Raw genomic sequence first — 24340 nt, 5'->3', positions numbered from 1 at the left:
CTTGGAAGCCGCTCGTGTCCCTCGGGTTCACGGGTGCACTCCTTGCMGGACAGCTAAGTCATGCCCTGCCGCCGATGGCTTCCAATCACTGGGCCATCTATCTGGGCTCCTTTGTTGCTCTTGGCTTCATCTTGTGGACCGCGCCGCAGCGGCTGCGCTATATTGCTGMKGGCGCGAACATGGTCGCCGCTGCCATCATGGCGTTCCTGATGCTCTCGTGGAGGTACGGAAACGGCGTCGGCTGGTATCCTCCTGCGTACGCCGGCGACCGCTGGATGCTTCAGGACTACGGCTGGCAGCTATTTGGACTCCTCCTGTTGATAGCAGGATCCTGCGCCGCCGTCGGACTTCTGTTGGCGCTGTACCAGGAACGGGGCAGCCTGTTCCGGGCACGGGAACTGGCGCAGAGCAGCCTGAAGGAAACCGAGATCGACCTGATTGTGGAGCAGGAACGGACGCGCATCGCCCGGGACCTGCACGACGTCCTCGCCCATTCCCTGGCAGTCATCGCCGCCCAAGCCGACGGAACCCGATACCTGAGCAAGGACCAGCCCAAAGCTGTCCTCAACGCCCTGGACACCATCGCCCGGTCAGCCCGCAGCGCATTGGTGGACGCCCAACGCGTCATCGAGGGAGTCCGTGATGACGGCATGGTGACGCCGCAGCCGCGACTTAGCGACATTCCGGCTCTMATCGAAGGGATGCAGCGCGGTAGTTTGAAGGTGCACCGCAGCKAATCCGGGACATCCGTGAAACTTTCAACTGGCCAGCAGATGGCGGTMTACCGGATCGTCCAKGAATGCCTGACCAATGCGCTCAAACATGGCGGGCGCGGCACGGACGTGCGGYTCCACTTTGACTGGAGCGGCCCGGGTCTGACCCTGCACGTGGCCTCGGCGCTAGACCCCGGCCAAGCAGGCGCCGGCGATCCGTCCTCCTCCCGGGTCGGGCGGGGACTTCCCGGCATGCGCGAACGCGCCCATCTGGCCGGCGGCTGGCTGACGGCCGGCCCGGACGGCGAACACTTCCGTGTGACGGTCTTCGTCCCCTACGKAACCCGGGAAGCGAGKGAAGCGGACGATAAAGCTTGCGATGAAGCCGGGGGCTCCCTCACGGAAATCGCGGATGCGGAAGCCCAACCGGTGCTCGCCGCAATCGGACTGCCACAGCAAGCAGCGACTGCCCTGGAAGTGCACGACCGTGGCTGATGCGGGGGCGCTCATCACCGTCGCCCTGGTGGATGACCAGCCTCTCTTCCGTGCAGGAATCCGCATGCTCATAGAGAGCCAGGAGGACATGGAACTCTCCGGAGAGGCGAACGATGGAGAACAGGCAATAGCCCTGGCAAGCGAACGTCGTCCGGACGTCATGCTGATGGACCTGCGTATGCCGGTCATGGATGGCGTCGAGGCCACCCAGCGGATTGTGCAGCGCGCGGATGCGGCCGGCACCGACAAGCCAAAAATTATCGCATTGACCACCTTTAACCGGGATCAGGCCGTGGTTCAGGCGGTGCAGGCCGGGGCCAGCGGGTATCTCCTCAAGAGCGCGGAACCGGAGTTCCTCCTGGCAGCCATCCGCACTGTTCACTCCGGGTATTCGGTCATAGCGCCAGGATCCATCCACTCTCTGTTTGAACATGCGGCCCGCAGTGCTCCCGCGACGGGCCCGGACCTGTCGGTCCTCAACGTCCTCTCCGCGCGGGAGCGGGACGTCTTCCTGCTCGCGGCCAAAGGCCTCAGCAATGGCGAAATGGCGGAGAGCTTGTTCGTTTCCGAAGCAACCATCAAAACCCACCTGCGCAGCGTGCTGGACAAGCTGGAGCTCCGAACCCGGCTGCAGCTGGTCGCCTTCGCCCACGAACGCCGTCTACTGGGCACCTGAAGGGGCAATTCGGCCCGGTGAAACCTAGCGGCTGCTTACCTGACCGAACAGCTTCGCGATTGGCGCGATTATGAGCGGTCGGGCGGCATACCACCCGGCCGCAGTGATGGCGATTGCGGCCGCGAAGAGCCAGAATCCGACCCAGTTCACCACGTCGGTGCCGCCGAACATGTGGTTCAGGTTGCGCAGCGCGCCGGTCGCAAACACTAGGAACACGTGGATGAGAATGAACAGCACAAAAAACAGCATGGTGGGGAAGTGAATGGCACGCGCGACCTCCACCGGGTAGATCCTATTCAGCCTATTCGCGTCCTTCGGCCAGAACTCGCTCATGCGCACACCCGTGATCGCCGCGAGCGGGGCCGCGATGAACACCACGAGGAAGTACATGATCTGCTGCAGGCTGTTGTAGTTCACCCAGCCGCTCTCAACGGGCCAGTCGAGGGTCATGTACTGCAGGAGCGCGGAGAGTGCGTTCGGGACCGCCTCCCAGCTAGTCGGGACGATTCGCATCCAGCGTCCCGAGGCAAACAGCAGCACCACAAAGATGAGTCCGTTKACCAGCCACAAGATGTCGAGTGACTGGTGCAGCCACAGGTTGATGCTGATCTTCTTGCCACCGCGCTTCGGCGTCCAGAACGCCGGCGGCTTCTGCTGAGTGCGCACCTGATAGCCGGAGCGAATGATGAGCACCATCAGGAAGATATTCAGGAAGTGCGCCCACTGCGCCCACCAGGGGAAGCCGGGCGCCACCGTGTCGGGCAGGGGATATGCGCCCGGGTACCTCTCGAGGAACTCCGGCACGCCCGGCAGCGTCGTCACGCCGCGCGCGGCGAGCACAAGGATCCCTGCGGCGGCCACGGCGCCGACCGCGAGGAGCACGACGAGCTTGATCCACTGGCCCCGGGTACGCGAACCGTAGAGCCTTGCCTCGGTTTTTGGACTCACGGGCTTTTCAGCGACGACGACGGGCTGTGCCGTCGCTGCCGGCGGGGTTGTKGCCGCGGGCGCACTCGCCGTTGCTGAGGGCTCCGCCTMGGCAACGGCCTCCACCACACGGGCGGCCGGGGTAGGGGCCTGGGCAATGGATTCGGGAACGGCCTGCGCCGCAGGGGCGGCCGCGACCGCCGGAGCGAGTCCAGCCGGCGGCCACGGTTCGCCACCGGCGACGCGGGGAAGCCCGCGACGCAGCKAAGTGGTTCCCATCGTCACTGCGGCGGGTGCGGTGGCCGGAGCAGCTGGGAGCGACGTCGACGTCGATGCCGGCGCTACTGCAGCCGCCGTCGCCGTCTCTGCCGCTACTGCTGCCGCAGCCGCGGGCACAGCAGCCTCTGTGACCGGCGCGGGCGTGGCGCTTGCGGCGGGAGCCCCGGACCGAGCCCCCACTGACACCGGAGCCTCGCCCGCGGGCGGCCAAGGCTCGCCGCCCGGCAAACGCGGCAGGCCGCGGCGAAGCGGCCGCGCCACCGCGGCGCCGGCGTTCACTGCCGGGACCGGAGCGGACAATGCCGCCGGTKCCGTTTCCCGGGCAACGGCAGCGGGCGCGACGGCAGCGGGCGCGACGGGAGCGGGGGGTGCGGGGGCGGACGGCGCGGCGGTGACCGATCCCGCCCCGGAAACAGACGCGGACCGGGCGGCCGCTCCTGCCGTCACAATGCGTGCGGGCGCCTGGCCGGCTGCAGGCCAGGGGTCACCACCTTCGACGCGCGGCAGGCCCCGCGGAACAGACCGAGAAAAAGTTGCCATGACTACTTCTTCCGAGCCTCAAGCGCGCTAATGAGCTGGGGCACAACCTTGAAGAGGTCGCMGACCACACCAAAGTCGGCGATCTCGAAGATCGGCGCGTCTGAATCCTTGTTGATGGCGACGATCGTCTTCGCGGTCTGCATGCCGGCCCGGTGCTGAATCGCKCCGGAGATGCCCAGCGCGATATACAACTGCGATGACACCGAAACCCCGGTCTGGCCAACCTGCTGCGACTGCGGGATGTAGCCCGCATCCACCGCGGCACGCGAAGCGCCAACGGCAGCCCCGAGCGTATCGGCGAGCTGTTCGACCAGTGCGAACTGTTCCTTCGACCCGAGGCCGCGACCACCCGCGACAACCTTCGCGGCACCACGCAGCTCCGGCCGCGAGGTGGCGGCAACCGCCTCCTCGAACGAGTCGATCCGCGCGCCCGGCTTCTCGGAGCGCGTCACGGCCAAGGCCTCCGAGGCTTCCGGCTGAGCCGCAGCCCGCGCATCGATGGAGCCCTGGCGAACCGTGATTACCGGCGCCCCGAACGTGGACGTCGACGTTACGTTGTAGGCACCGCCGTAGACGGAGTGGTGGGCGACGACRCCCTCGTCGTCACGGGACACACCGACCGCATCGGCGGAAACCGCTGCACGCGTGCGGGCAGCGTAGCGGCCGGCAAGGTCGCGCCCGTTCAGAGAATGCGAAATCAGGATCGCGTCCGGCTGCACCTGCTCCGCGGCGGCGGCAAGGGCGTCAACGCCCGTCAGCCCGAGCACGGAAGGATCCGGGGTCTCGGCGATCAGTACGTGCGTGGCACCCAGGACGGCGGCCTCCGCGGCGGCGGCGCTGCCGGCGCCGGGTGCGGCAAGAACCAAGGCGATGGGCGTGCCGACCGCAGCGGCAGCGCCGAACAGCCCRGGTGCTGCCTTCTCGAGTTCACCGGTTGCCAGGGTTTCGACGACGACGAGGATAGCGTCAGGAGGGAATTCAGTCATGTMGTTTCTCCCTAAGCCAGTCGGTTTTCGACAAGGAAGTCAGCGAGCTTCTCGCCGGCGTMACCCTCGTCAATGATCTTTACGCCCGCCGCGTGCGGGGGCTTCTCTGCAATGGTCAGCATGATCGAACGCGCCGCCTCCGGGTTGTCGGCCGTGATCCCGAGGTCTGCGAGGGTAAGCACCTCAAGGGGTTTCTTCTTCGCGGCCATGATTCCTTTAAAGTTCGGGAAGCGTGCACCGGGAAGTGCCTCCGTAATGGAAATCACCGCGGGCAGGTCCGCTGACACCTTCTGCACGCCGGATTCAACGGGCCTGGTGCCCGACACGGCGCCGTCGCTGATTTCCACGGAGCTGAGGCCGGTAGCGTGCGGCACGTCAAGCAATTCTGCGAGCATCGCGGGAATCATCCCGCCGGATMCGTCGGTGGAGACGTTGCCGGTGATCACGAGGTCAAACCCGGCGCGTGGGATCGCTGCTGCGAGGGTTTMGGCGGTAAGTCCAAGATCCGCCCCCCGGAGCGCCTCATCCGAGATGTGGATGGCGCTCCCCGCGCCCATGGCAAGCCCCTTGCGGATCGTTGCCGTCGCACCCTCGGGAGCGAGGGAGAGGACTGCCACCTCAGTGCCCTCGTGCGCGTCGGCGTACGTCAGCGCCAGTTCCAAGGCCCGCTCACCGATCTCATCAATGACTGCCTCACTGGCTTCCCGGTCGGCGAGGCCTGTTTCCAGGTTCAGTTTTCGGTCCCCGTAGGTGTCGGGGACCTCCTTTACTAGAACGACAATCTTCATCGATGGCTCTTCCTGTGGCGGGCTTGTCTCTACAGAAGAGACGGGTCGGATCTCCATCGAGTCTACGAAAGGGAGACCCTTCCCGGGGGACAGGGCCCGTGTCGTGACTCGAAGGTCTCAGGAAGGCGACCCCCGCCGTCGTAGTACATGGAAATACAGCGCACTGCATACTGCCCCGCCCRTAGTCTGTTTAGATGCCTCGTTTTGCGCTTGATATTGAGTCCGTCCCCCGCCCCGTCCGTTCGCAGGAGCTGCTGGATGCCGTGAACCACCGGGTCGTCATTKCCGATGGGGCGATGGGAACCATGCTGCAGGGGCGTGAGCTGTCGCTCGAGGACGACTTCCTGGGCCTTGAAGGCTGCAACGAGATCCTCAATGCCACGCGTCCGGATGTCCTCGCGGACATTCATGACGCGTACTTCGCCGTGGGTATCGATGCGGTCGAAACCAACACCTTCGGCGCGAACTGGTCCAACCTCTCCGACTACGGCATCGACGACCGGATCGAAGAGCTCGCCCGGAAGGGCGCGGAGATCGCCCGGGACCGTGCCGAAGCGGCAGAAAAAACAGACGGACGGATGCGGTGGGTCCTGGGCTCGATGGGCCCGGGCACCAAGCTCCCTAGCCTCGGCCACACCAGCTACGACTACCTCAAGCAGACMTTCGCCCTGCAGGCCGAGGGACTCATCGACGGGGGAGCGGACGCCTTCCTCATCGAGACCAGCCAGGACCTCCTGCAGACCAAAGCCGCGGTCAACGGCTGCAAGCAGGCGATCGTCACCCGCGGCATCCGGCTCCCGATCTTCGTCGAGGTGACCGTCGAAACCACCGGAACCATGTTGATGGGCTCCGAGATCGGCGCCGCGMTCACCGCCCTCGAACCGCTCGGCGTCGACGCCATCGGCCTCAACTGCGCCACCGGGCCGGATGAGATGAGCGAGCACCTGCGCCACCTCTCCAAGCAGTCCACCGTATCCATCGCCTGCATGCCCAACGCCGGCCTGCCCGTCCTTGGTGCCAACGGCGCGCACTACCCGCTCTCACCCACCGAACTCGCCACCGCGCACGAGSAGTTCGTGCGGGAATTCGGTCTGGGCCTCGTGGGCGGATGTTGCGGTACGACGCCGGAGCACATGGCCGCCGTCGTCGAGCGTCTTGCGCCCTTGCGCGCCAGCGTCGCTGTCACCAGCGGCGGGAGGGGCGCTGACGGCAGCCGCGTTCCCACCGAGCGTGAAGCCGGCATCGCTTCCCTCTACCATCATGTGAATTTCGACCAGGAGTCTGCGTACCTCGCCATTGGCGAGCGCACCAACGCGAACGGTTCGAAGGCGTTCCGCCAGGCGATGCTCGACGAGCGTTGGGAAGACTGTGTCGATATCGCCCGCGAGCAGGTCCGCGTCGGCGCGCACCTGCTCGACGTCTGCATTGACTACGTGGGGCGCGATGGCGTGGCCGACATCAAGGAGGTCGTCTCACGTTTCGCGTCGGCCTCCACCCTCCCGTTGGTCATCGACTCCACCGAACCACCCGTCCTACAGGCCGGGCTCGAACTTATCGGCGGACGCCCGGTGGTCAACTCCGTCAACTACGAGGACGGTGACGGCCCGKACAGCCGCTTCGCGCGCATCATGCCGCTCGTGAAGGAACACGGCACCGCCGTGATCGCCCTGACCATCGACGAGCACGGCCAGGCACGCACAACCGAGGGAAAGGTGGCCATCGCCTCGCGCCTCGTCGACGCCCTGGTGGGCGAATGGGGCATGCGCGTCGAGGACATCATCGTCGACGCCCTGACCTTCCCCATCGCCACCGGCCAGGAAGAAACCCGCCGGGACGGCATCGAAACGATCGAGGCCATCCGCCAGATCACCACGAAATATCCCGGCATCCAGACCACTCTCGGCGTCTCCAACGTGTCCTTTGGCCTGAACCCGGCAGCGCGCATGGCCCTGAACTCGGTGTTCCTGCACGAGGCCGTGCAGGCGGGCCTGACCAGCGGCATCATTGACGCCGCCAAGATCGTGCCGCTCGCGTCGCTGCCGGAAGAGCAGCGCAAGGTGGCGCTGGACCTCATCTGGGACCGCCGCGAATACGACGCCGACGGCAATGTCACGTACGACCCCCTGAACAGCATGCTGGACCTGTTCGCCGGCGTCGACACCGCAGCGCTCAAGGACCAGCGCGCCGCTGAACTCGCCGCGCTGCCCACCGGCGAACGCCTGCAGCGGCGCATCATCGACGGCGAAGGCAAGGGCCTCGAAGAGGACCTCGACCTGGCGCGCGCCGAAGGCATGACCCCGCTGGGCATCATCAACGACCAGCTGCTCGAAGGCATGAAGGTGGTTGGCGAACGCTTCGGCGCCGGCGAGATGCAGCTGCCCTTCGTGCTGCAGTCCGCCGAGGTGATGAAGAATGCGGTTGCCCTGCTCGAGCCGCACATGGAGAAGTCGGATTCCTCCGGCAAGGGCACCATGGTGATCGCCACCGTGCGCGGCGACGTGCACGACATCGGCAAGAACCTGGTGGACATCATCCTCACCAACAACGGGTACAAAGTGATCAACATCGGCATCAAGCAGGGGATCGCCGAGATTATGGCCGCAGCCGAGGAGCACAACGCCGACGTAATCGGCATGTCCKGCCTGCTGGTGAAGTCCACCGTGGTGATGAAGGAAAACCTCGCCGAACTCCAGTCCCGGGGACTCGCGAAGAAATGGCCAATCATCCTCGGCGGCGCAGCCMTGACCCGCGCCTACGTGGAGCAGGACCTCGCGGAGCAGTTTGAAGGAACCGTCCGGTACGCCAAGGACGCCTTTGAGGGCCTGGCACTCATGGAGCCCCTGGTGCAGGTGGCCCGCGGCGCCGACCCGGCCGCCGTCGGCCTTCCGCCGCTGAAGAAGCGGATCCATAAAGGCGGCCCGAAGTTCACGGTGACCGAGCCGGAGGCGATGCCCGGCCGGTCCGACGTCGCCGCCGACAATCACGTGCCTTCGCCGCCGTTCTGGGGTACGCGCATTGTGCGCGGCGTCGCACTCCACGACTACGCTACCTTCCTCGACGAACGCGCCACCTTCATGGGGCAGTGGGGGCTCAAGCCCGGTCGCGGCGAGGACGGCGCCTCCTATGAGGAACTGGTGGAACGCGAGGGCCGCCCGCGCCTGCGGTACTGGCTGGACCGCATCCTCGGCGAGGGAATGCTTGACGCGTCCGTCGCGTACGGCTATTTCCCGGTGGTCTCCGAAGGGGAACAGGTGGTGGTGCTGCACCACGGGGAGGACCGCGACGGCGTCCTCGGCACCGCGGGACTGCTCGCCCCCGACGGCGGCTCAGGCGGTCAGATCGGCACCGAGCGGCTGCGTTTCGACTTCCCGCGCCAGCGCCGCGACCGGCACCTGTGCCTCGCCGACTTCGTCCGCTCCCGCGAATCGGGGCAGGTGGACGTCCTGCCTGTGCAGCTGGTCACCGCCGGTTMGAAGATCGATGAGGTGACTTCCGAGCTGTTCAAGGGGAACCACTACCGCGACTACTACGAGCTCAACGGCCTGGTCATGCAGCTCACCGAGGCGCTCGCTGAGTTCTGGCATGCGCGTATCCGCTCGGAGCTGGGATTCGCGGCCGAGGAGCCGAAGGACAAGACAGGGCTGTTCAAGCTCGACTACCGCGGTGCACGGTTCTCGCTCGGCTACCCGGCGTGCCCGGACATGGAGGACCGCCGAAAGGTGGTGGAGCTGCTGAAGCCGGAGCGCATGGGCGTGGTCCTCAGCGATGAGCTGATGCTGCACCCCGAACAGTCCACCGACGCGTTTGTGTTCCACCACCCGGAGGCGAAGTACTTCAAGGTGTGAGTTGGTGGCGGTCCCTGGCTTGGGCGGGCTGACAGGAAGAGTCATGGCGTAATCCTTGACTTGTTGCTACCAGAGGAAATAGGTTGTTGTATGACCAACGGTGATCTGGATCATATATGCGCCGCATTGCCACAGTGGCTGGGCTGAAAGTGAAACACCTCGCGGTCTTGGCGCCATCCCCTGAACGGAGACAACATGGAACGCGATCTTGCAGACAATTCGCTGGAGAAGGTGAGTCCGGAGCGCCTGCGTAAGGTGGTGAGGGCCTCTTTTGCCGGCACCGTGGTGGAGTGGTTTGACTTTGCCATCTACGGCTACATGGCAACACACATTGCCGCGACCTTCTTCGCATCCAAGGATCCGGTCACCGGTCTGCTGGAGACGTTCGCCGTGTTCGCGGTAGCCTTCGCGCTGCGGCCCTTGGGCGGGATCTTCTTCGGACGCCTGGGCGACCGTCTTGGGCGTAAAAATATCCTGGTGCTGACCGTCCTGCTCATGTCCGGGTCTACGGCCGCAATCGGCCTCATCCCAAGCCACGAGACGATCGGTATTTGGGCTGCCGTCCTGCTCGTGCTTGCCCGGTGTTTGCAGGGCTTTTCCGCCGGCGGAGAATACGCGGGCGCCACTATCTATGTCGTCGAGCACAGCCCCGACAGGCACAGGGCCCGTTACTCGTCGGCCATGTCGGCGGCGACGTTCTCTTCGTTCGCCCTCGCCGCTGGACTCGGGGCGCTGCTCAGCTTCTTCCTCCCGGCCGCGGCCATGGGTGATTGGGGCTGGCGCATCCTCTTTCTACTGTCCGTGCCGATGGGCCTGATCGCCTTCTACATCCGCGCCAAGCTCCACGAGTCCCCCGAGTTCCAAGCGATGATTGATGAATCCACCTCTCGTCCCGCCCCGTCCCTGGGGGCCGTCTTCCGCACCCAGTGGCCGGCGATGCTACGCCTGGGCGGGTTCGTGATGCTCACGGCACTCTCCTTCTACATCTACTCCACGTACATGTCGACCTTCCTGATCAAGGTGGTCGGCCTGCCCCCGCACCTCGCACTCTTCTCGAGCTTGATCTCGCTGACCCTCGCGACGGCGCTGGCCCCTGTCATGGGCCGTTTCTCGGACCGCATAGGACGCCGCCGCACCATGCAGACCGCAGCCGGTCTCCTCGCCATTCTCACCATTCCGGCGTACATGATCGCCGAGCAGGGAACGTTCGCAACCGCCGTTGTCAGCCAACTGCTCATAGGACTCGGTGCCGTGACCGCTAACGTGGTGACCTCGGTCCTGATGTCGGAAATGTTCTCCACCGATGTGCGCTTCGCGGCATCGGGCACMTGCTACAACATTACGTACGCGGTGTTCGGCGGTACCGCACCCTTCCTGGCAACGTGGCTTGTCGCGGGAACGGGATACTCGCTCGCCCCCGCCATCTACGTCGCAGTGATAGCCGGCGCATCATTCCTCGTCGCCACCTTCCTCATACCTGAGACGGCAGGACGGCCTCTGCGCCGGTACCACGACGACCCCGCGCCKGCAGGACATGCGCGCACCGTAGCCTCGCAATTGTTGCCCCGCGCCTAACGTCCCATGGCAAGTAAAAGGCCAGCCGCTGTCCGGACCTGGGTAGGTCCAGGCAGCGGCTGTCCATGCCGGGGCCGATCCCGACGACGCATTCCGCTGGTGGATGAAGGGACGGTTTGCGTAAACCTGGCCTACTCATTGCCGGCATACTCAACGCCTTTGTGATTCTTAGAGGCCCTGCTCTAGCAACCGTGAACCGACGCGCCTAGTTTTTGAACATAACGACGGCGGTGGTCGCCAGCCTGACMAAGGACCGGTGCGCCGGCGTGCTCTGCCTATCCGTTGGGGGAGCGGGAAATGGCTGGATGGAATGCCGATACGGCGGCCGGGCCGATGGGCGCCGGGACAATCACATTGGTGGAAGGTTCGTCCTTCTGCATCTCGCTGCCGAACGGGGACATCCAACCCGAACTGCCCCATGGGTCTTCTTCCAGGACACGCKCATCCCGTCCGGCTGGAGTCTGACCGTCAACGGCCAGCTACTGGAGCCCGGATGGAGTGGGTGGCCAGGATTCCTGCACTGCAGATGGGCAACCGTTCCATCGTACGAAGCCTGCAGCGCAGCTACGACGATCTGGGCGCGCTCAGGATCGAGGACCCCGAACATCCGGCCAGGGTGGTGGTCGCCGCCGGGCGCCGTGGTTTATGACCCTGTTGGCCGCGACTCACTCTGGGCCTCGGAAAATGGCACTTCCCGTGGACCCGTCCCTGGCCCTGGGCACGCTACAGACGCTGGCCGACCGTCAGGGCCGGGCGCTGGACCCGATGAGCGAGGAGGGACCCGGCAAGATCCTGCACGAGGTCCGTCTCGGCGTCGTCGGCGGGCTGTCCTTGCGCGGAAGCCGGAATATCATGGCAGCGTCGACGCGACCCCGCTGTTTGTGAGTGTGCTTGGGGCCGTCAGCCGCTGGGGGTTCGCCAAGGAGCCCGTTGCCGCCCTGCTGCCCAACGCGGACCGGGACGGCGTCCCGCACATCACCAATGCGCCCATGGCCGGTGGCCCAACAACCTTCGATATTTMCGGTTCCACTGCCTCCGTCCAGGGGCTGCCCGAGGGCATGGTGCTTCACCGCGGGCACCGGCCATGGATGACCGGGCTGGTAGAGCAGGCCAGGCTGCGCAAAGAAGCGTAGGAGCCTACCGATTAAAGTTCTCCGCACGGCGGGAACTCCTGGACCCCAGGAGTTCCCGCCGTGCGGATGGCGTTTGCGGTGCGGGTTCGGCCCTGTCAGTCCATCCGGACCTTGCTGGGGTCGACGTTTCGGGCGGCGAAGATGAGCAGGCCGGAGGCCAGGATGGGGAGGACGCCCCACCATAGGGTGGCGTTGATCCAGCCGGCTCCCGCGGTGAGGGTGGCGGTAATGAGCAGGCCGCCGATGATCGCTCCGACTTGGYCGGAGGCGTTGATGATGGAGCTTCCCGTTGCCCGGGTGTGKACGKGGAAGCTTTCGCCGGTGAAGAACAGCAGGGCGGAGAAGGGGCCGATGAGGAAGAACAGCCCGGCGCTGTACAGCCCGATGATGAGCGGGAAGTTCCCGTTCGGTGCCTGGAGCATGGTGAAGAAGGAGACGGCACACAGGATCCAGCCGATCCCGATCGCGTTGCGGCGCCCGATCCGGTCGCCGAGCCAGCCGTGGAACAGGTAGCCGGCGAAGGCGGTGGCGTTGGAGATGATGAGGACCAGCAGCGCGTTGTCGAACTCGACGTTCTTGCCGTCCGGTGCCGTAAGTAGAGAGGTGCCGAGGATCGCGAATGCAAGGACGCCAAGCCAGTTCAGGAGGAAGGCCCCGCCGATCGTCAGGGTGGACCGCAGCGATTCCCCGCGGAAGACCGAGACGAGTGGACTGGCCTTCTCCGAGACGTCGATTCCGAATTTCTCCCCAAGCTGCTGCGCCTMTTCCACCCGGCCGTCCTTGATCATCTTGTMGATCTGGTGACGGTGGCCGAACTGGGGACTCTCCTTGAGCCAGCGTCCGGCGATGACGATGAAGACGGCGGGGATGGCGGCCACGGCGAAGCAGAGCGCCCACCCGCCGACGGGGAACAGCAGGTAGACGGACCCGGCGGCCAGGACGGAGCCGACCGGCCAGCCGGACTGGACGAGTGAGTAGATGAGACCTCGGCGGCGGGCCTTGGCGGGATCGCTGTTGTGGGCAAACATCTCGTTGAGGTACGCAGCGTTAATGGCCTGTTCGGCGTAGCCGAGGCCGGCCAGTGAACGCACGAGGATGAGGAAGACGAGTCCAAGGCCGGCGGCGATGCCCACAACCCAGCCGACAGTGGCCGTCAGCAGTGAGGCGACGGCGGCGCCGATGACGGCGATCAGGATGCCCTTGCGGCGGCCGATCCGGTCGACGACCGGACCCATTCCGAAGGCCACGAGTGCAGTTCCTGCAGTCACCCAGGTATTGGTCCCGGTGGACTGGGCCGCGCTCCAGCCGAGGTCTGAGGCCAGCATCGGCAGGAGGTTGCCGAACAGGACGAAGTCATAGACAGCGAAGGTCCAGGCGAAGAAGCAAATCCAGGTGGCCAGCCGGACGTCCTTGGGCGTGACATCAGACTCGACAAATTGAAACGTTGGGGCAGTKGTCATAACGGTTCCTAATTCACGGGGATGGGTGGGGATGTGATCAGTACGGAACGAAGGGGGCGGCCTGGAGACCAGCGTCACCAACTGGCTCCAGACCGCCCCTTTTACTGCTGCGCTTGGCTCAGGTTGCCGAACTGAGCTCGGCGACCAAAACCTCGCGGCGTTCGGCGGTTGATCTCAGATCGACCGTGAGCTGGCCGTTGACTTCCTTGAGGACCACGCCGTAGTCACGGGCGGCCGCCTCGGCGGTCGTGAAGCCRTCCAGCACATCTTCGAGAACTTTCAGCGGGTCCCGCTTGTGCGGGTCACCGAAACCGCCACCGCTGGGCACGGTGATCTGGAGGGAGTCGCCGGCCAGCAGCTGACGACCGGTGACCTTGGACGGCCAGGACTCCTCGCCCGCCCGACCGGGGTTTTTCACGAGCGATCCGTTGAGGCCGTCATGGCCCCCGAATGCGCCCCACGGCACGTCCGACTCGTGGCGTTCACCCTCGCAGGTGATCGCGGTGTCGGTCAGGAACGTGTTTTCCCGGACGATGCCGATCCCGCCGCGGAACTCGCCGGCMGCCGCGGGCTCGGAACGCAGTTCGTAGCGGTCGGTGCGCATCGGGAACCGCCACTCGAGCTCCTCGATCGGGTTGTTGCGGGTGTTGGCAATGAGGTTGTCCACGGAATCCGGCCCGTCGCTGGTAGCGCGGGCGCCGTAAGAGCCCTCGTTGACCTCGAGGTAGACCCAGTACTCGCCCTGTTTCTCGTCCCATCCTGAGTAGGAGATGAAGTGGATGTGGGCGGAGTTGCCGGCGGTGACGCGCTCGGGGATGACCGGGGCGAGGGCCCGAAGGGCCAGGTCGACGGCCCGCTGCACCTGGGAGAACCGCGAGAAGGTCGCGGCCGGGTACGTCGGGTTGAAGATGGTGCCCTCCGGGGCGATGACCTTCAGCGGTTTGAGCATGCCCTCGTTCTGGGGCACGAACACCGGGAAGGCAACCTCATCCAGGAATATCATCCGGGTGATGAACGTGAACGCCGAGACCGTGGTGCCCTCGAAGGCGCAGTTGTAGGCGGTGGGCACCTGTTCGGAGGATCCCGTGAGGTCATAGGTGATCTCGTCACCCTCGACGACCACCTTCACGACGATCGGCAGCTTCTTGCCGTAGTTGCGGCCGTCGTCGTCCAGGTAGCCGACCTCGGTCTCGTAGACGCCGTCGGGGATCTTGGCGATCTCCTGGCGCAGCATCCGCTCCGAGTAGTCGATCCAGCTCTGGCCGGCTTCGCGGACCGCGCCGAAGCCGTACCGCTCGATGAGGGCGATGTAGCGGGACTTGGCCAGCTCGCAGGCCGCGATCATCGCCTGGAAGTCGCCCTCGTTGGAGGTGGGTGTCCGGGTGTTGTTGAGGATGTGCCGGATCAGCGATTCCTGGCGGACGCCCTTCTCGGAAATCTTCACCGCCCGGAAGATGGTGCCTTCGGACTGGATGTCCTGGATGTCCACCATCAGTCCGGAGTACGCACCGCCGTTATCGATCAGCTGGCCCGAGGCGCCGGCGAAGCCGACGAGTTGCCCGTCGTGGAAGATCGGTTCGATGATCGCCACGTCGGGGGAGTGGGTGGCGCCGAGATACGGATCGTTGTGCAGGATGATGTCACCGTCGTGGATGTCGTCKCCGAGGACCGAGATCACGCCCTTGACGATCTTGGGCATGGAGCCCATGAACATTGGCGTGGAGTCGGACTCGGCCAGCACGTTGCCGTCCTTATCGAACAGCCCTGCGCCGAGGTCCTCGGACTCGCGGATGATCGAGGAGTAGGCCATGCGGAACAGCACCGAGGCCATTTCCTTGGCTGCGGAGTTCAGGGCGCCGCCGATCACGCGCATCAGGATCGGGGTGGCCAGTTTCTCGGCGCTCTGGGTGGCGGCCGGGCAGTCGATGACGAGGTTGCCGGCTGCGTCCACCGCTCCGGAGAATCCCGGAGGAATAACTGTGGTGGAGTCGTACTGCTCGATGATGGCGGGGCCGGTGAAGGTGATTCCCACGCCCATCCTGTCGCGGTCGTAGAAGCGGGTGTCCAGGGTGACCGGCTTGCCATCCTGTTCGAAGGTCACCGGGCGGGTTTCCACCAGGGCGTCAGCGAGGGAACCGGACTTGATCGCTTCCGGCGTGGGCAGGTCATCCATCACGGCGCTGGCCTCGACACGGATGTTGATGACTTCCACGGTGCCGTTCTTGAAGCGGTGGCCGTACTCCTCGAAGTGGGCGTCGTGGAAGGCTGCCTCGGCCTTTTCCAGCCAGGCCTGGTTGACCGGCCCTTCGGGTGCGGTGAAGCGTATCTCGTAACCCTGTCCCTCGTAKCGCGCGTCCGCGAGCCATTCGAGCTTGCGGCGGCCGGCTGGGACGTCCTCGGCATCGAGTTGGGCGTTGGCGTCGCGCTCCAGCTGTTCATAGGAGTCCTGGATGGCGGCGGGGTCCGCGCTGGCGAACGTGAACCGTCTGGTGGCKACGAACTCGTACTTCTGGTCGGTGGCCAGCAGGCCGGTCGCGGCCATAATGCCGGGGTGGGCCGGGATCAGTACCTTCGGGACCTCCAGCTCCGCGGCGATCTCGCAGGCGAACAGTGCGCCGGCACCGCCTGCCGCCACGAGGGTGAAGTCACGGGGGTCGTAGCCGCGGCGTACGGAGTTCTGCTCGATTGCCTGGGTCATGCCGAACTTCTGGATCTGCAAGGCGCCGAGGGAGGCCTGGTCCACTGACATGTTGAGTTTTTCCGCCAGACCTTCCATGGCCTTTCGGGCGCCCTCGAGATCCATATCCATACCTGAGCCTGCCAGGACACGATCAGGACGCATCCGCCCCAGCAACACTTGGGCGTCAGTTGATGTCGGCTCCGTACCGCCGCGGCCATAGCAGACCGGGCCCGGGACGGCGCCGGCAGACTGGGGACCGACGCGGAAGACCCCGCCGGCGTCGACGTAGGCGATGGAGCCGCCGCCCGCGCCGATGGTGTCGATGTCCACCATCGGAACCATTGCCTGGTGGTCGCCGATCTTGGTGTCCAGGAGGTGACGCATGCGCAGTTCCCCCTGGTAGGCAACACCGATGTCCGCGGAGGTACCGCCGATGTCCAGGGTGACCACGTTTTCGAAGCCGGACTGGCGCCCGGCCCACATGCCGCCGATCAGGCCGCCGACCGGTCCGGACATCATCAGTGTGACGGGCCGCTTGGCGGCCTCCTTGATGGGGACCATGCCGCCGGAGGACTGCATCAGCAGGATCTCCCGCTTGTAACCCAATCCTTCGGCCTGCTCCTGCAGGCGGTAGAGGTAACGCGAGACCCGGGGCCCAACATAGGCATTCAGTGCGGTGGTGGAGAACCGTTCGTACTCCCGGTACAGGGGCACGATCTCGCTGGAAAGGGACAGATAGGCCTCGGGGAACTCCTCCGCGACGATTTCCCCGATCCGCTGCTCGTGGGCGGGGTTCAGGTAGGAGTGYAGCAGGCAGACGGCGATGGCTTGGACTCCGGCCGCCTTCAGCTCGAGTACGCGCTCACGGACCTCGTCCTCGTCCAGGGGAACCAAGACGTCGCCGTTGGGTGCAGTGATGCGCTCCTTGACGGTGAGACGGTGACGGCGCTTGATCAGGGGTTTGGTCTGCCAGGGCAGATCCTGCTGGAGGGAGAAGTTGTACGGCTTCTTGTGACGGGCGATGTGCAGGATGTCCCGGAAACCCTCGGTAGTGATCATCCCGACCTCTGCACCGGTGTGCGTCAGCGCGGTGTTCGTGGCGACCGTGGTCCCGTGCACCAGCTGGTCGATCTCCGAAAGCGACACCCCGGCCTTCTCACAGAGCTTCTTGATGCCCGAGATAACGGCTTCGGACGGGTCGTGCGGGGTGGAGGGAACCTTCTCCACAACGGCGATGCGCTGATCGTCGTCCGAGAAATACAAGTCGGTAAATGTACCGCCGACGTCTACTCCGATGCGCTTCATAAGGGGGTCCTTTCGAAAGTTTGGTTCAGGACTGGGTTGAAGGAAAAGCCGGGGGCCTCTCGGCCGGGCCCGGATTMACCCGGGGTTGGAGCTAGTCCGTTGGGCCGGGGGTMCGGTCCCGCAATCCGATGTGCGGTAGCTCACATCGTTGCTTAGAAAGCAATTTAGTTCCCTTATGAACAACACGCAATGCTTTTGACCTTCATTTCTTGGGACTTMCCTTTTGCGTCAGCCTCCTAAGTGCTGGAGAGCAGCTTTTCGGAAGGATCCGGCAAGGCCTCTGCCAAGCAAKGTGGGTAGGGGCACAGCCGGCACACCGTACGATGGCTGCTACGGTGACTGCGCGTAGCGCCTGGAGAGGGAGAACCCATGCTTGACCCACAAACAACCACTGACAAACCGCAAGGGGCGGCGGCATCGCTGCTTAACGGTCTTACGGTTCTCGAAGCGTTCTCCGTCGCCAAGCGTTCCCTCCTGGGCGTCACGGAGATCTCCGAGCTCGTTGGCCTGCACAAGAGCACGGTCTCCCKGATGCTTAGCGGCCTGGACGAAGCCGGCTACGTGCAGCGCGATGAGGAAACAGGGCGATACCGCCTCGGGCTGGGGATGATCGGCCTGGCCGGACCACTGTTGGCCGAGCTTAGCGTCCGCCGTGCCGCCTTGCCGCACCTCGAAGAACTCACACAGGCCACCGGCGAGACGGCCGCGATTGCAGTTTGGAACGGCAGCAACGCGATTGTCGTGGAACAGACGGCTTCCACCCACCAGGTCAAGCACAGCGCGGCGATCGGCACGCGCTACAACAAGTTCGCCAGCTCCTCAGTTCGCGTGTTCCTCGCCGAACTACCGTCCGAGGAGACCGACCGTCTGCTTGCCGACCGGACGGTCCTGCGGGAGGGCTACCTCGGTCTCGAAGACTCGGCCCACGAAGAGCTCGTCGGCGTACGTGACGACGGCTTCGCCGTCAACGACGGCGAGACCACTTACGAGGAATACGGCGTGTCCGCTMCTGTGCGGGACTATCGGGGCGAAGTCGTCGGCTGCATCACGGCCAGCGCRCCCCGATCCCGAGTGCAGCACCTGCAGAGTCAGTCGATCCTGCGCGAAGCCGTGCTAGAGGCCGCGGCGCGGGTGTCCACACGGTTGGGCAGTGTTCCGAGGGGAACCGATCCAGGTCGCTGACGGCGCTGTTGGCTGATCCAGGCAGGAGCGGATGGGCCTGCGAGCCGTGATCCTCGATGGTTTGCCAGAGCAAGGACCGCCGGAACCTCAAGCGGGGCCACCCCTTCGAAATTGGCAGCTGCTGGCTGACGTTCGACTAACTGCGTGGATGAATCACCCCGGAAGCGAGGCCGACCAGCCCAAGCGGGTGGATACTTCCGAGGCGGCCTTTTGTACGGCTTGAACCAGGGCATCCTTGGTGTCGTGCTTGTGCACACGGGAACGGGGAGCGGATGAAGTGATGCACCCAACCACCTTGCCCCGGTAATCCCGAACCGGAGCGGAGACCCCAAACTCCTCCTCCGTAGTCGAGCCGTCGTTAACTGCGTATGCCTGGCGGGCTACTTCCTGCAGGTGGGCGGTGTGGTCCAACGGCAAACCATCTTCTGCCGTGCGTAGGATCTGCCCGGATCCGATCAGTTCCGTCGCGAGAGCCGGCGCCAGTTCCGCCAGGAAAACCCGCACCGAAGAGCTCTCGAATTTGTTGTACCGGGTTCCGATGGTGGCAGTGTGTTTGACMTGATTCGGGCTGGCAACCTGCTCCACGACGATGGCTTCGTGACCATTCCAGACCGAGATTGCGCTGGTCTCTTGAGTGCTTTCGGTTAACTGCTCCAAATAGGGAAGCGCGGCACGCCGGACATCCAGGTCCGCCAGTAAAGGGCCGGACAACGCAAGGAGACTCAGGCCGAGCCGATACCGCCCCGACTCCTCATYCCGCTGGACATATCCAGCTTCTGCCAGACCGCCAAGAATGCGGGAGACCGTGCTCTTGTGGAGGCCAACGCGCTGGGCAACCTCAGTCACACCAAGAACCGGATTCTGCACCGAGAAGGCTTCCAGTACGGCAAGACCGTTCAACAGCGACGCCGCAGCCCCTTGGACCTGCCCGTTATCCTGCCTCGGCCTGCCTGCCACCTTCATCCTTTCGCGCTACGTGACTATCCCGCCCACTCTTTGGTGCCATCATATGCCGCAATCTGTACCCGCCTCACTCAGGGTGTCAGTTCCATATTGCGGACGGCAATGCGAGGCCGCGAACCGGACCTTCGCCGGACAGCAGGAGCAACGCACGCGCCGATGCTCGCCCTATCGGGAAGTTGGGCGGGCGGAAATGCAGACTCTGAGCACCTATGGTGCTGTGCCGGTTCGTGCGCTACAGTATCCACTACAGCAACCTCGTTGCTACCTTAGAAACAAACAGCCGAGAGAGTGGAGAGAGAACCATGACAACAGAGACAGAGACGTTCAACGACATCGAAGCCCGTCTTGCAGCAGTGCTGGAGGAGGCGTTCGAAGCCGGAACCAGCATCTACAACGAGCGAGGCTTCAAGCGTCGGATCGGCTACGGCAACCGCCCCGCCGTCATCCACATCGACCTCGCGAACGCTTGGACCCGTCCGGGCCACCCGTTCAGCTGCCCGGGCATGGAGACGATCATCCCGAACGTCCAGCGGATTAACGAGGCCGCGCGCGCCAAGGGTGTCCCGGTCTTCTACACCACGAACGTGTACCGGAACCGCGACGCCACCTCCGGCACGAACGACATGGGTCTGTGGTACTCGAAGATCCCCACGGAGACCCTTCCGGCGGATTCCTACTGGGCGCAGATCGACGACCGCATTGCTCCCGCGGAAGGCGACGTCGTAATCGAGAAGAATCGCGCCTCGGCGTTCCCGGGGACGAACCTCGAGCTCTTCCTGACCTCCAACCGCATCGACACCCTGATCGTGACCGGTGCGACCGCGGCCGGGTGCGTGCGCCACACCGTCGAGGACGCGATCGCGAAGGGCTTCCGCCCGATCATCCCCAGGGAGACCATCGGCGACCGCGTCCCGGGCGTCGTGCAGTGGAACCTCTACGACATCGACAACAAGTTCGGTGACGTGGAGTCCACGGATTCGGTGGTGGATTACCTGAACCGCCTCCCGCAGTTCGAGGACACGGTCCCGAAGACCCTCTCGGATCCCCAGCCCGAGGTGGCGTGCCCCGCGGATCCGGCCTAAGCCGCACCGCACTCTCGGAGCCCCGCGGCCCGGCACCCCCGGGCCGACCCGACGACAKCCGGCACCCCTCAGCGGGTGCCGGCTGTCGTCGGGTCGGGCTGGGCTGCGGTGATGAAGTGCTGGATTTCATCGCTCGGCGGGTGCATCGGATGGCTAACTGGGTAAGAAAAAACCACCTTGTCTTTAGGGTCGCGAGTAGCGCCCCGAGTTTCGGGGCAGCGCGCGGGTTGGGTCTCTCGGCGGTGTCCTCAGACCCGGAGCTGAAGCCGGTCCCTGGCCTGGTCGGAGTGCGTCCGCGAGGCTTGCCCGCGGTCGTTGCCGCCCGCGCTGGAGACCGGCTTCACCCGCCGGAGTGCGCCGAGAATGGCCCGCCCCACCAGGGTGATTCCGATGATCGTCGTGATGGCACGCAAGGTGTCCCATCCGGCGGTGGAGGTCAGGAGCGTGTAGAGCAGGAAGCTGCTGAGGTTGGTGGCCAGCGGCGCGCCGGGCACGTAGGAAATGCCGGTGCCGGCACCCACCGCGAAGGGCCAGAACCACAGATTGGTCAGCAGGCCGAACGCGTAGGAAGCCAGGGCCCCGTAGCCGCACAGCATCCATAGTTCGGCTTTGCCCCGCACCCTGCGGGGGAGCAGGCCTGCCCCTGCGCCCACCCATGCGCAGGCGAAGATCTGGAACGGTGACCAGGGCCCGATGCCACCCCACAGGACACTGGACACGGCGATGGTGGCGGCGCCGAGGAGCAGACCGAAACGGGCGCCGAAGGCTCGGCCGGCCAGAATCAGCAGGATAAAGACCGCCTCCACACCGCCGACGCCGGTGCTCGCCACCCGCACTGCCGAGCCAATGGCGGCCAGCACGCCGAGCAACGCCACCGTGTGAGCGGAGCGGACCGAGCCGTCGAGCGACACCGCGACGGCGACCGCGGCGAGCGGCGCGATGGCCAGCGCCGCGTAGGGGAGGGCCGCGGCGGCATCCTCCGGGAGGGCTGCGGCGAGCAACGGCCAGCAGAACGCTGCCAAGGCAAGAAGGTTTGCGGCCGCGAGGACTGCGAACTCTACGCCGCGCGGCATCCGGATGTGGCGGGCCTTTGCTGCTGCACCTGGATTGTCTGGCCGTCGGTCGATGAACCGCGGCGCCGCGGTGCGTGGTGCGGCGGTGTGTTGTGCTGTGCTGCTTTGTGTTGTGGGGACACTGGCCGGGGCGGATTCTGCCACGGATGATGGGGCGACGCCGTCGCGCATCGGGAGGATCCGGGCGCCGAKGCCGCGGGCAAAGTCGAGGTCGTGGGTGGCGATCAGGACCGCCGCGCCGTCGTCCGCGGCGGCCCGGAGCGCCGCCGCGACGGCTGTGCGTGCMTCGTAATCGAGCCCGCGGKTCGGCTCGTCGATCAGCAGTACCTGCGGGTCATCCGTGGTCTGCAGGGCGATGGCAAGGATCCTGCGCTCCCCGGCAGAGAGATCCCGCGGATGCATGTGTCCAATGGGCATCCGGACGTCTCCCCGCAGGCGTGCAAAGCGCGATTCCGCCGGCCTTGGCGGAAGCTGGTCATTACCCGGGCGACGCCGGTTCGAACGACGCGGGTCACGTTCCCGCCGTCGCTCCGCTGCTCGGAGCTCTCCAGCCACCGTGTCCCTCGTGAAGAGGTCGTCGGAGGCGTCCGGCACGAGGGCCACGCGGCCGCCGTCGACTGTTTCACCGGGCGTGCCTTCCCCCAGGGCGAGCGCCACAAGGAGGGACGACTTCCCGGCCCCGTTCGGCCCCACCAGGGCGACCACTTCACCGCGGTGCAGGGCCAGGGATGCGTCGCGCACCAGCGKCTTGCCCTCGCGGTGCACCGCGAGGTTTGTCGCAGTAAGTACGGGTGCGTGCTCCGTTTCCTGAACGGGCATTGGGTAGGCAGCAGCCGGGGCCGAAGCGGAGGGCGCGACACCGGGCACCAACGTGCCCTCGTAAATGGTCCACCACGAGTCGGCAACGGGTACGAGCGAGTCCGCCCGGTGCTCCGCGACGATGACGCAGACACCCCCGTCGCKGGCGAGGGCGTCGAGGACGGCGATGACGCGTCCGCGTGCTGCGGTGTCAAGGTCTGCCAGGGGCTCGTCAACCAGGAGCAGGGCCGGATGCTCCACCACCGCGGCGGCGATGGCTACGAGCGTTGCCTCACCCGCCGAGAGGGTGCTGACATTCCGGTCCAGCAGCGCCGACACTCCGATGCGCTCCGCGACCTCCAGCACCCGGGCCTTGGCGACACCGGAAGCCACGCCGCGCAGCTCGAGTGCGAGGGCGATTTCGTCCCGGACCCGGGTGGTGGCGAATGCGGCGCGGGGGTTCTGCAATACGACGCCGATGAGGCGGGCGGTATCGCGCGGCGGCGTGGCGGCACGGTCTGTTMCGGCGACGCGCACCGTGCCGGAAATTTCTCCACCGTCAACGTGGGAGAGGAGGCCCGCGATACCTCGCAGGATCGTTGACTTGCCGGAGCCCGTTGGCCCGGTAATGACCGTCATTGACCCGCTCGACGGCGTGAACCCGGTGACGCGCACCTGCGTGTCACCAATGCGGAATTGTGCGTCCGGGATGAGAACCGGCGCTTCGGCACCGGGGGCGGGTTCATGTGCTGTCCTGCTGCCGAAGCCGCGCAACTCCAGGGCCGCGGCCACCCGACCGGCGTGCTCGAGGGTGCGCTCGAGCACGGGAACAAGGGCACGGGGTCCGAAGCGTTCGCCCCGCAATCGAAAAGCCAGGCGGACGGAGGTTACGGCGTCGGAGAGCGCCGGGAGCGCCGCCCAAGCCACCACAAGCGTCCGGGCCGTGCCCTGCAGGGGGCCGCCGCGGGCCAGGTGCCGGAAGCCGCKGGCCACGTCCACCCAGGCGTTGAGCATGCCGAAGCCGAGGATCATTCCAGCGATCGGCAGGGCGGACAAGACCGCCGCCCACAGTCCAGGCGCCGTTACCGGGCCCAGGAGGACCACATGGGCATACGGGGCAGGCAGCGGCACCGGCGGCATGTTCAGCAGAACGGGCTCACCGATGCCCGCCCCATTGAAGAGAATGCGGTAGAGGACCCGAGCCGCGATGAAGACGGCGGCGAGAGCCGCCGCTGCGCGTAACGGCGCGGGTCGAAAGGTCATGCTGCGGGTGCGCCCGGTGCGTCGTCGACCGTGAAGAGCAGTTCCAGGCTCTCTCCCGGGTTGACCTTCAGGGTGCCGAGGCCTTCCTGCGCGTATGCCCAGGCGCCGGAGGTCGGCTTGACCCAGAGAGCCCAGTAGGCAAAGGCGGCGGGMATCTTGCTGCAGTCTTCCCGGTACGTGCCGCCCTTGTGGGCGATGTCGAAGTCTGCGGCGGGTACACCGTTCACACGGCACACCAGTTCCTTGGKATATGCGGCAGTGCCTTCGATCTTCACCTTTGCATCTTCGAGCACCTTGGAAGCGAGAGTCGGCGMGTCCACGGGAACGCAAACGGACGTGTCAGCGGCAGCCTGCTTCAGGGCGCCCGAATCGGTGATGACCTTCACGCCGGTGCAGGGCTCGGAGGCGGCGCTGGAGGAAGTTGCTGCCGGGGAAGCCGGTGCAGAGGAGGTGGGCTGGGTGGCGGCCGGCGTCGAACAGGCGGCGAGGGCAAACAGGAGACCTGCGGCGGCGATGGAGCTCGCGGCGGCGGTGCGGAATTTAGTCAATGTCACCCGTCAAGGGTAGGGCGTTGCTT

The 24340-nt window shown here is 65.7% G+C and carries 14 protein-coding genes and 1 pseudogene; 7 read left to right on the top strand and 8 right to left on the bottom strand.

The features are described 5' to 3' along the window. The first annotated feature begins 74 nt into the window (after positions 1 to 74). Both AC1DBQ_RS01255 and AC1DBQ_RS01250 read left to right on the top strand, forming a co-directional pair. Positions 75 to 1208, top strand: a complete 1134-nt coding sequence (locus AC1DBQ_RS01255) for a sensor histidine kinase (protein ID WP_476926754.1) — start codon at positions 75 to 77, stop codon at positions 1206 to 1208. Beyond that, entirely contained in the window at positions 1201 to 1884 is a 684-nt protein-coding gene (locus tag AC1DBQ_RS01250) for a response regulator (RefSeq protein WP_476926753.1), read from the top strand. The genes AC1DBQ_RS01255 and AC1DBQ_RS01250 overlap by 8 nt, the downstream gene beginning before the upstream one ends. A gap of 24 nt (positions 1885 to 1908) precedes the next feature. On the opposite strand, the gene AC1DBQ_RS01245 is transcribed toward AC1DBQ_RS01250, so the two are convergent. The 3 genes from AC1DBQ_RS01245 to AC1DBQ_RS01235 all read right to left on the bottom strand — a co-directional run bounded on the left by AC1DBQ_RS01245 (position 1909) and on the right by AC1DBQ_RS01235 (position 5404). Next, positions 1909 to 2832: a cytochrome b/b6 domain-containing protein gene (locus AC1DBQ_RS01245; RefSeq protein WP_476926752.1), complete on the bottom strand. Its 924-nt coding sequence runs from the start codon at positions 2830 to 2832 to the stop codon at positions 1909 to 1911. Positions 2833 to 3632: 800 nt separating this feature from the next. Then, a complete protein-coding gene (locus tag AC1DBQ_RS01240) occupies positions 3633 to 4616 on the bottom strand; it encodes an electron transfer flavoprotein subunit alpha/FixB family protein (protein WP_476926751.1) in 984 nt (327 codons plus the stop codon). Between the two features lie 11 nt (positions 4617 to 4627). Further along, on the bottom strand, positions 4628 to 5404 hold the full coding sequence (locus AC1DBQ_RS01235; RefSeq protein WP_476926786.1) for an electron transfer flavoprotein subunit beta/FixA family protein: 777 nt from the start codon (positions 5402 to 5404) through the stop codon (positions 4628 to 4630). Positions 5405 to 5598: 194 nt separating this feature from the next. On the opposite strand from AC1DBQ_RS01235, the gene metH reads away from it, so the two are divergent. The 3 genes and pseudogenes from metH to AC1DBQ_RS01220 all read left to right on the top strand — a co-directional run. After that, positions 5599 to 9249 carry a methionine synthase gene (gene metH, locus AC1DBQ_RS01230; RefSeq protein ID WP_476926750.1) on the top strand — a complete coding sequence of 1217 codons (3651 nt, stop codon included), beginning with the start codon at positions 5599 to 5601 and terminating at the stop codon, positions 9247 to 9249. Positions 9250 to 9444: 195 nt separating this feature from the next. After that, the gene (locus tag AC1DBQ_RS01225; protein ID WP_476926749.1) at positions 9445 to 10824 is read left to right on the top strand and encodes an MFS transporter; all 1380 of its coding nucleotides are present in this window, start codon (positions 9445 to 9447) and stop codon (positions 10822 to 10824) included. 297 nt (positions 10825 to 11121) lie between these two features. Continuing rightward, positions 11122 to 11783, top strand: a pseudogene (locus AC1DBQ_RS01220) (glycogen debranching N-terminal domain-containing protein); the annotation flags it as partial. A 269-nt stretch (positions 11784 to 12052) separates the two neighbouring features. On the opposite strand, the gene AC1DBQ_RS01215 reads toward AC1DBQ_RS01220, so the two are convergent. Together AC1DBQ_RS01215 and AC1DBQ_RS01210 are read right to left on the bottom strand one after the other, a co-directional pair. Continuing rightward, positions 12053 to 13417, bottom strand: a complete 1365-nt coding sequence (locus AC1DBQ_RS01215) for an MFS transporter (RefSeq protein WP_476926748.1) — start codon at positions 13415 to 13417, stop codon at positions 12053 to 12055. 118 nt (positions 13418 to 13535) lie between these two features. Continuing rightward, positions 13536 to 17402: a hydantoinase B/oxoprolinase family protein gene (locus AC1DBQ_RS01210; protein WP_476926747.1), complete on the bottom strand. Its 3867-nt coding sequence runs from the start codon at positions 17400 to 17402 to the stop codon at positions 13536 to 13538. A gap of 369 nt (positions 17403 to 17771) precedes the next feature. Between AC1DBQ_RS01210 and AC1DBQ_RS01205 the strand changes: the two genes are divergently transcribed. After that, positions 17772 to 18584 carry an IclR family transcriptional regulator gene (locus tag AC1DBQ_RS01205; protein ID WP_476926746.1) on the top strand — a complete coding sequence of 271 codons (813 nt, stop codon included), beginning with the start codon at positions 17772 to 17774 and terminating at the stop codon, positions 18582 to 18584. Positions 18585 to 18737: 153 nt separating this feature from the next. On the opposite strand, the gene AC1DBQ_RS01200 is transcribed toward AC1DBQ_RS01205, so the two are convergent. Beyond that, positions 18738 to 19541 (bottom strand): IclR family transcriptional regulator, encoded by an 804-nt coding sequence (locus AC1DBQ_RS01200; protein WP_476926745.1) that lies wholly within the window; start codon positions 19539 to 19541, stop codon positions 18738 to 18740. 308 nt (positions 19542 to 19849) lie between these two features. Between AC1DBQ_RS01200 and AC1DBQ_RS01195 the strand changes: the two genes are divergently transcribed. Further along, positions 19850 to 20629, top strand: a complete 780-nt coding sequence (locus AC1DBQ_RS01195) for an N-carbamoylsarcosine amidohydrolase (RefSeq protein WP_476926744.1) — start codon at positions 19850 to 19852, stop codon at positions 20627 to 20629. Between the two features lie 248 nt (positions 20630 to 20877). On the opposite strand, the gene AC1DBQ_RS01190 is transcribed toward AC1DBQ_RS01195, so the two are convergent. After that, entirely contained in the window at positions 20878 to 23763 is a 2886-nt protein-coding gene (locus AC1DBQ_RS01190; protein WP_476926743.1) for an ATP-binding cassette domain-containing protein, read from the bottom strand. Then, on the bottom strand, positions 23760 to 24317 hold the full coding sequence (locus tag AC1DBQ_RS01185) for a hypothetical protein (RefSeq protein ID WP_476926742.1): 558 nt from the start codon (positions 24315 to 24317) through the stop codon (positions 23760 to 23762). The genes AC1DBQ_RS01190 and AC1DBQ_RS01185 overlap by 4 nt, the downstream gene beginning before the upstream one ends. Between the last annotated feature and the right edge of the window lie 23 nt (positions 24318 to 24340).

It is taken from the genome of Arthrobacter sp. 10T413_2 (assembly GCF_056394205.1).
This window is presented reverse-complemented; position numbering and strand designations above follow the sequence as displayed.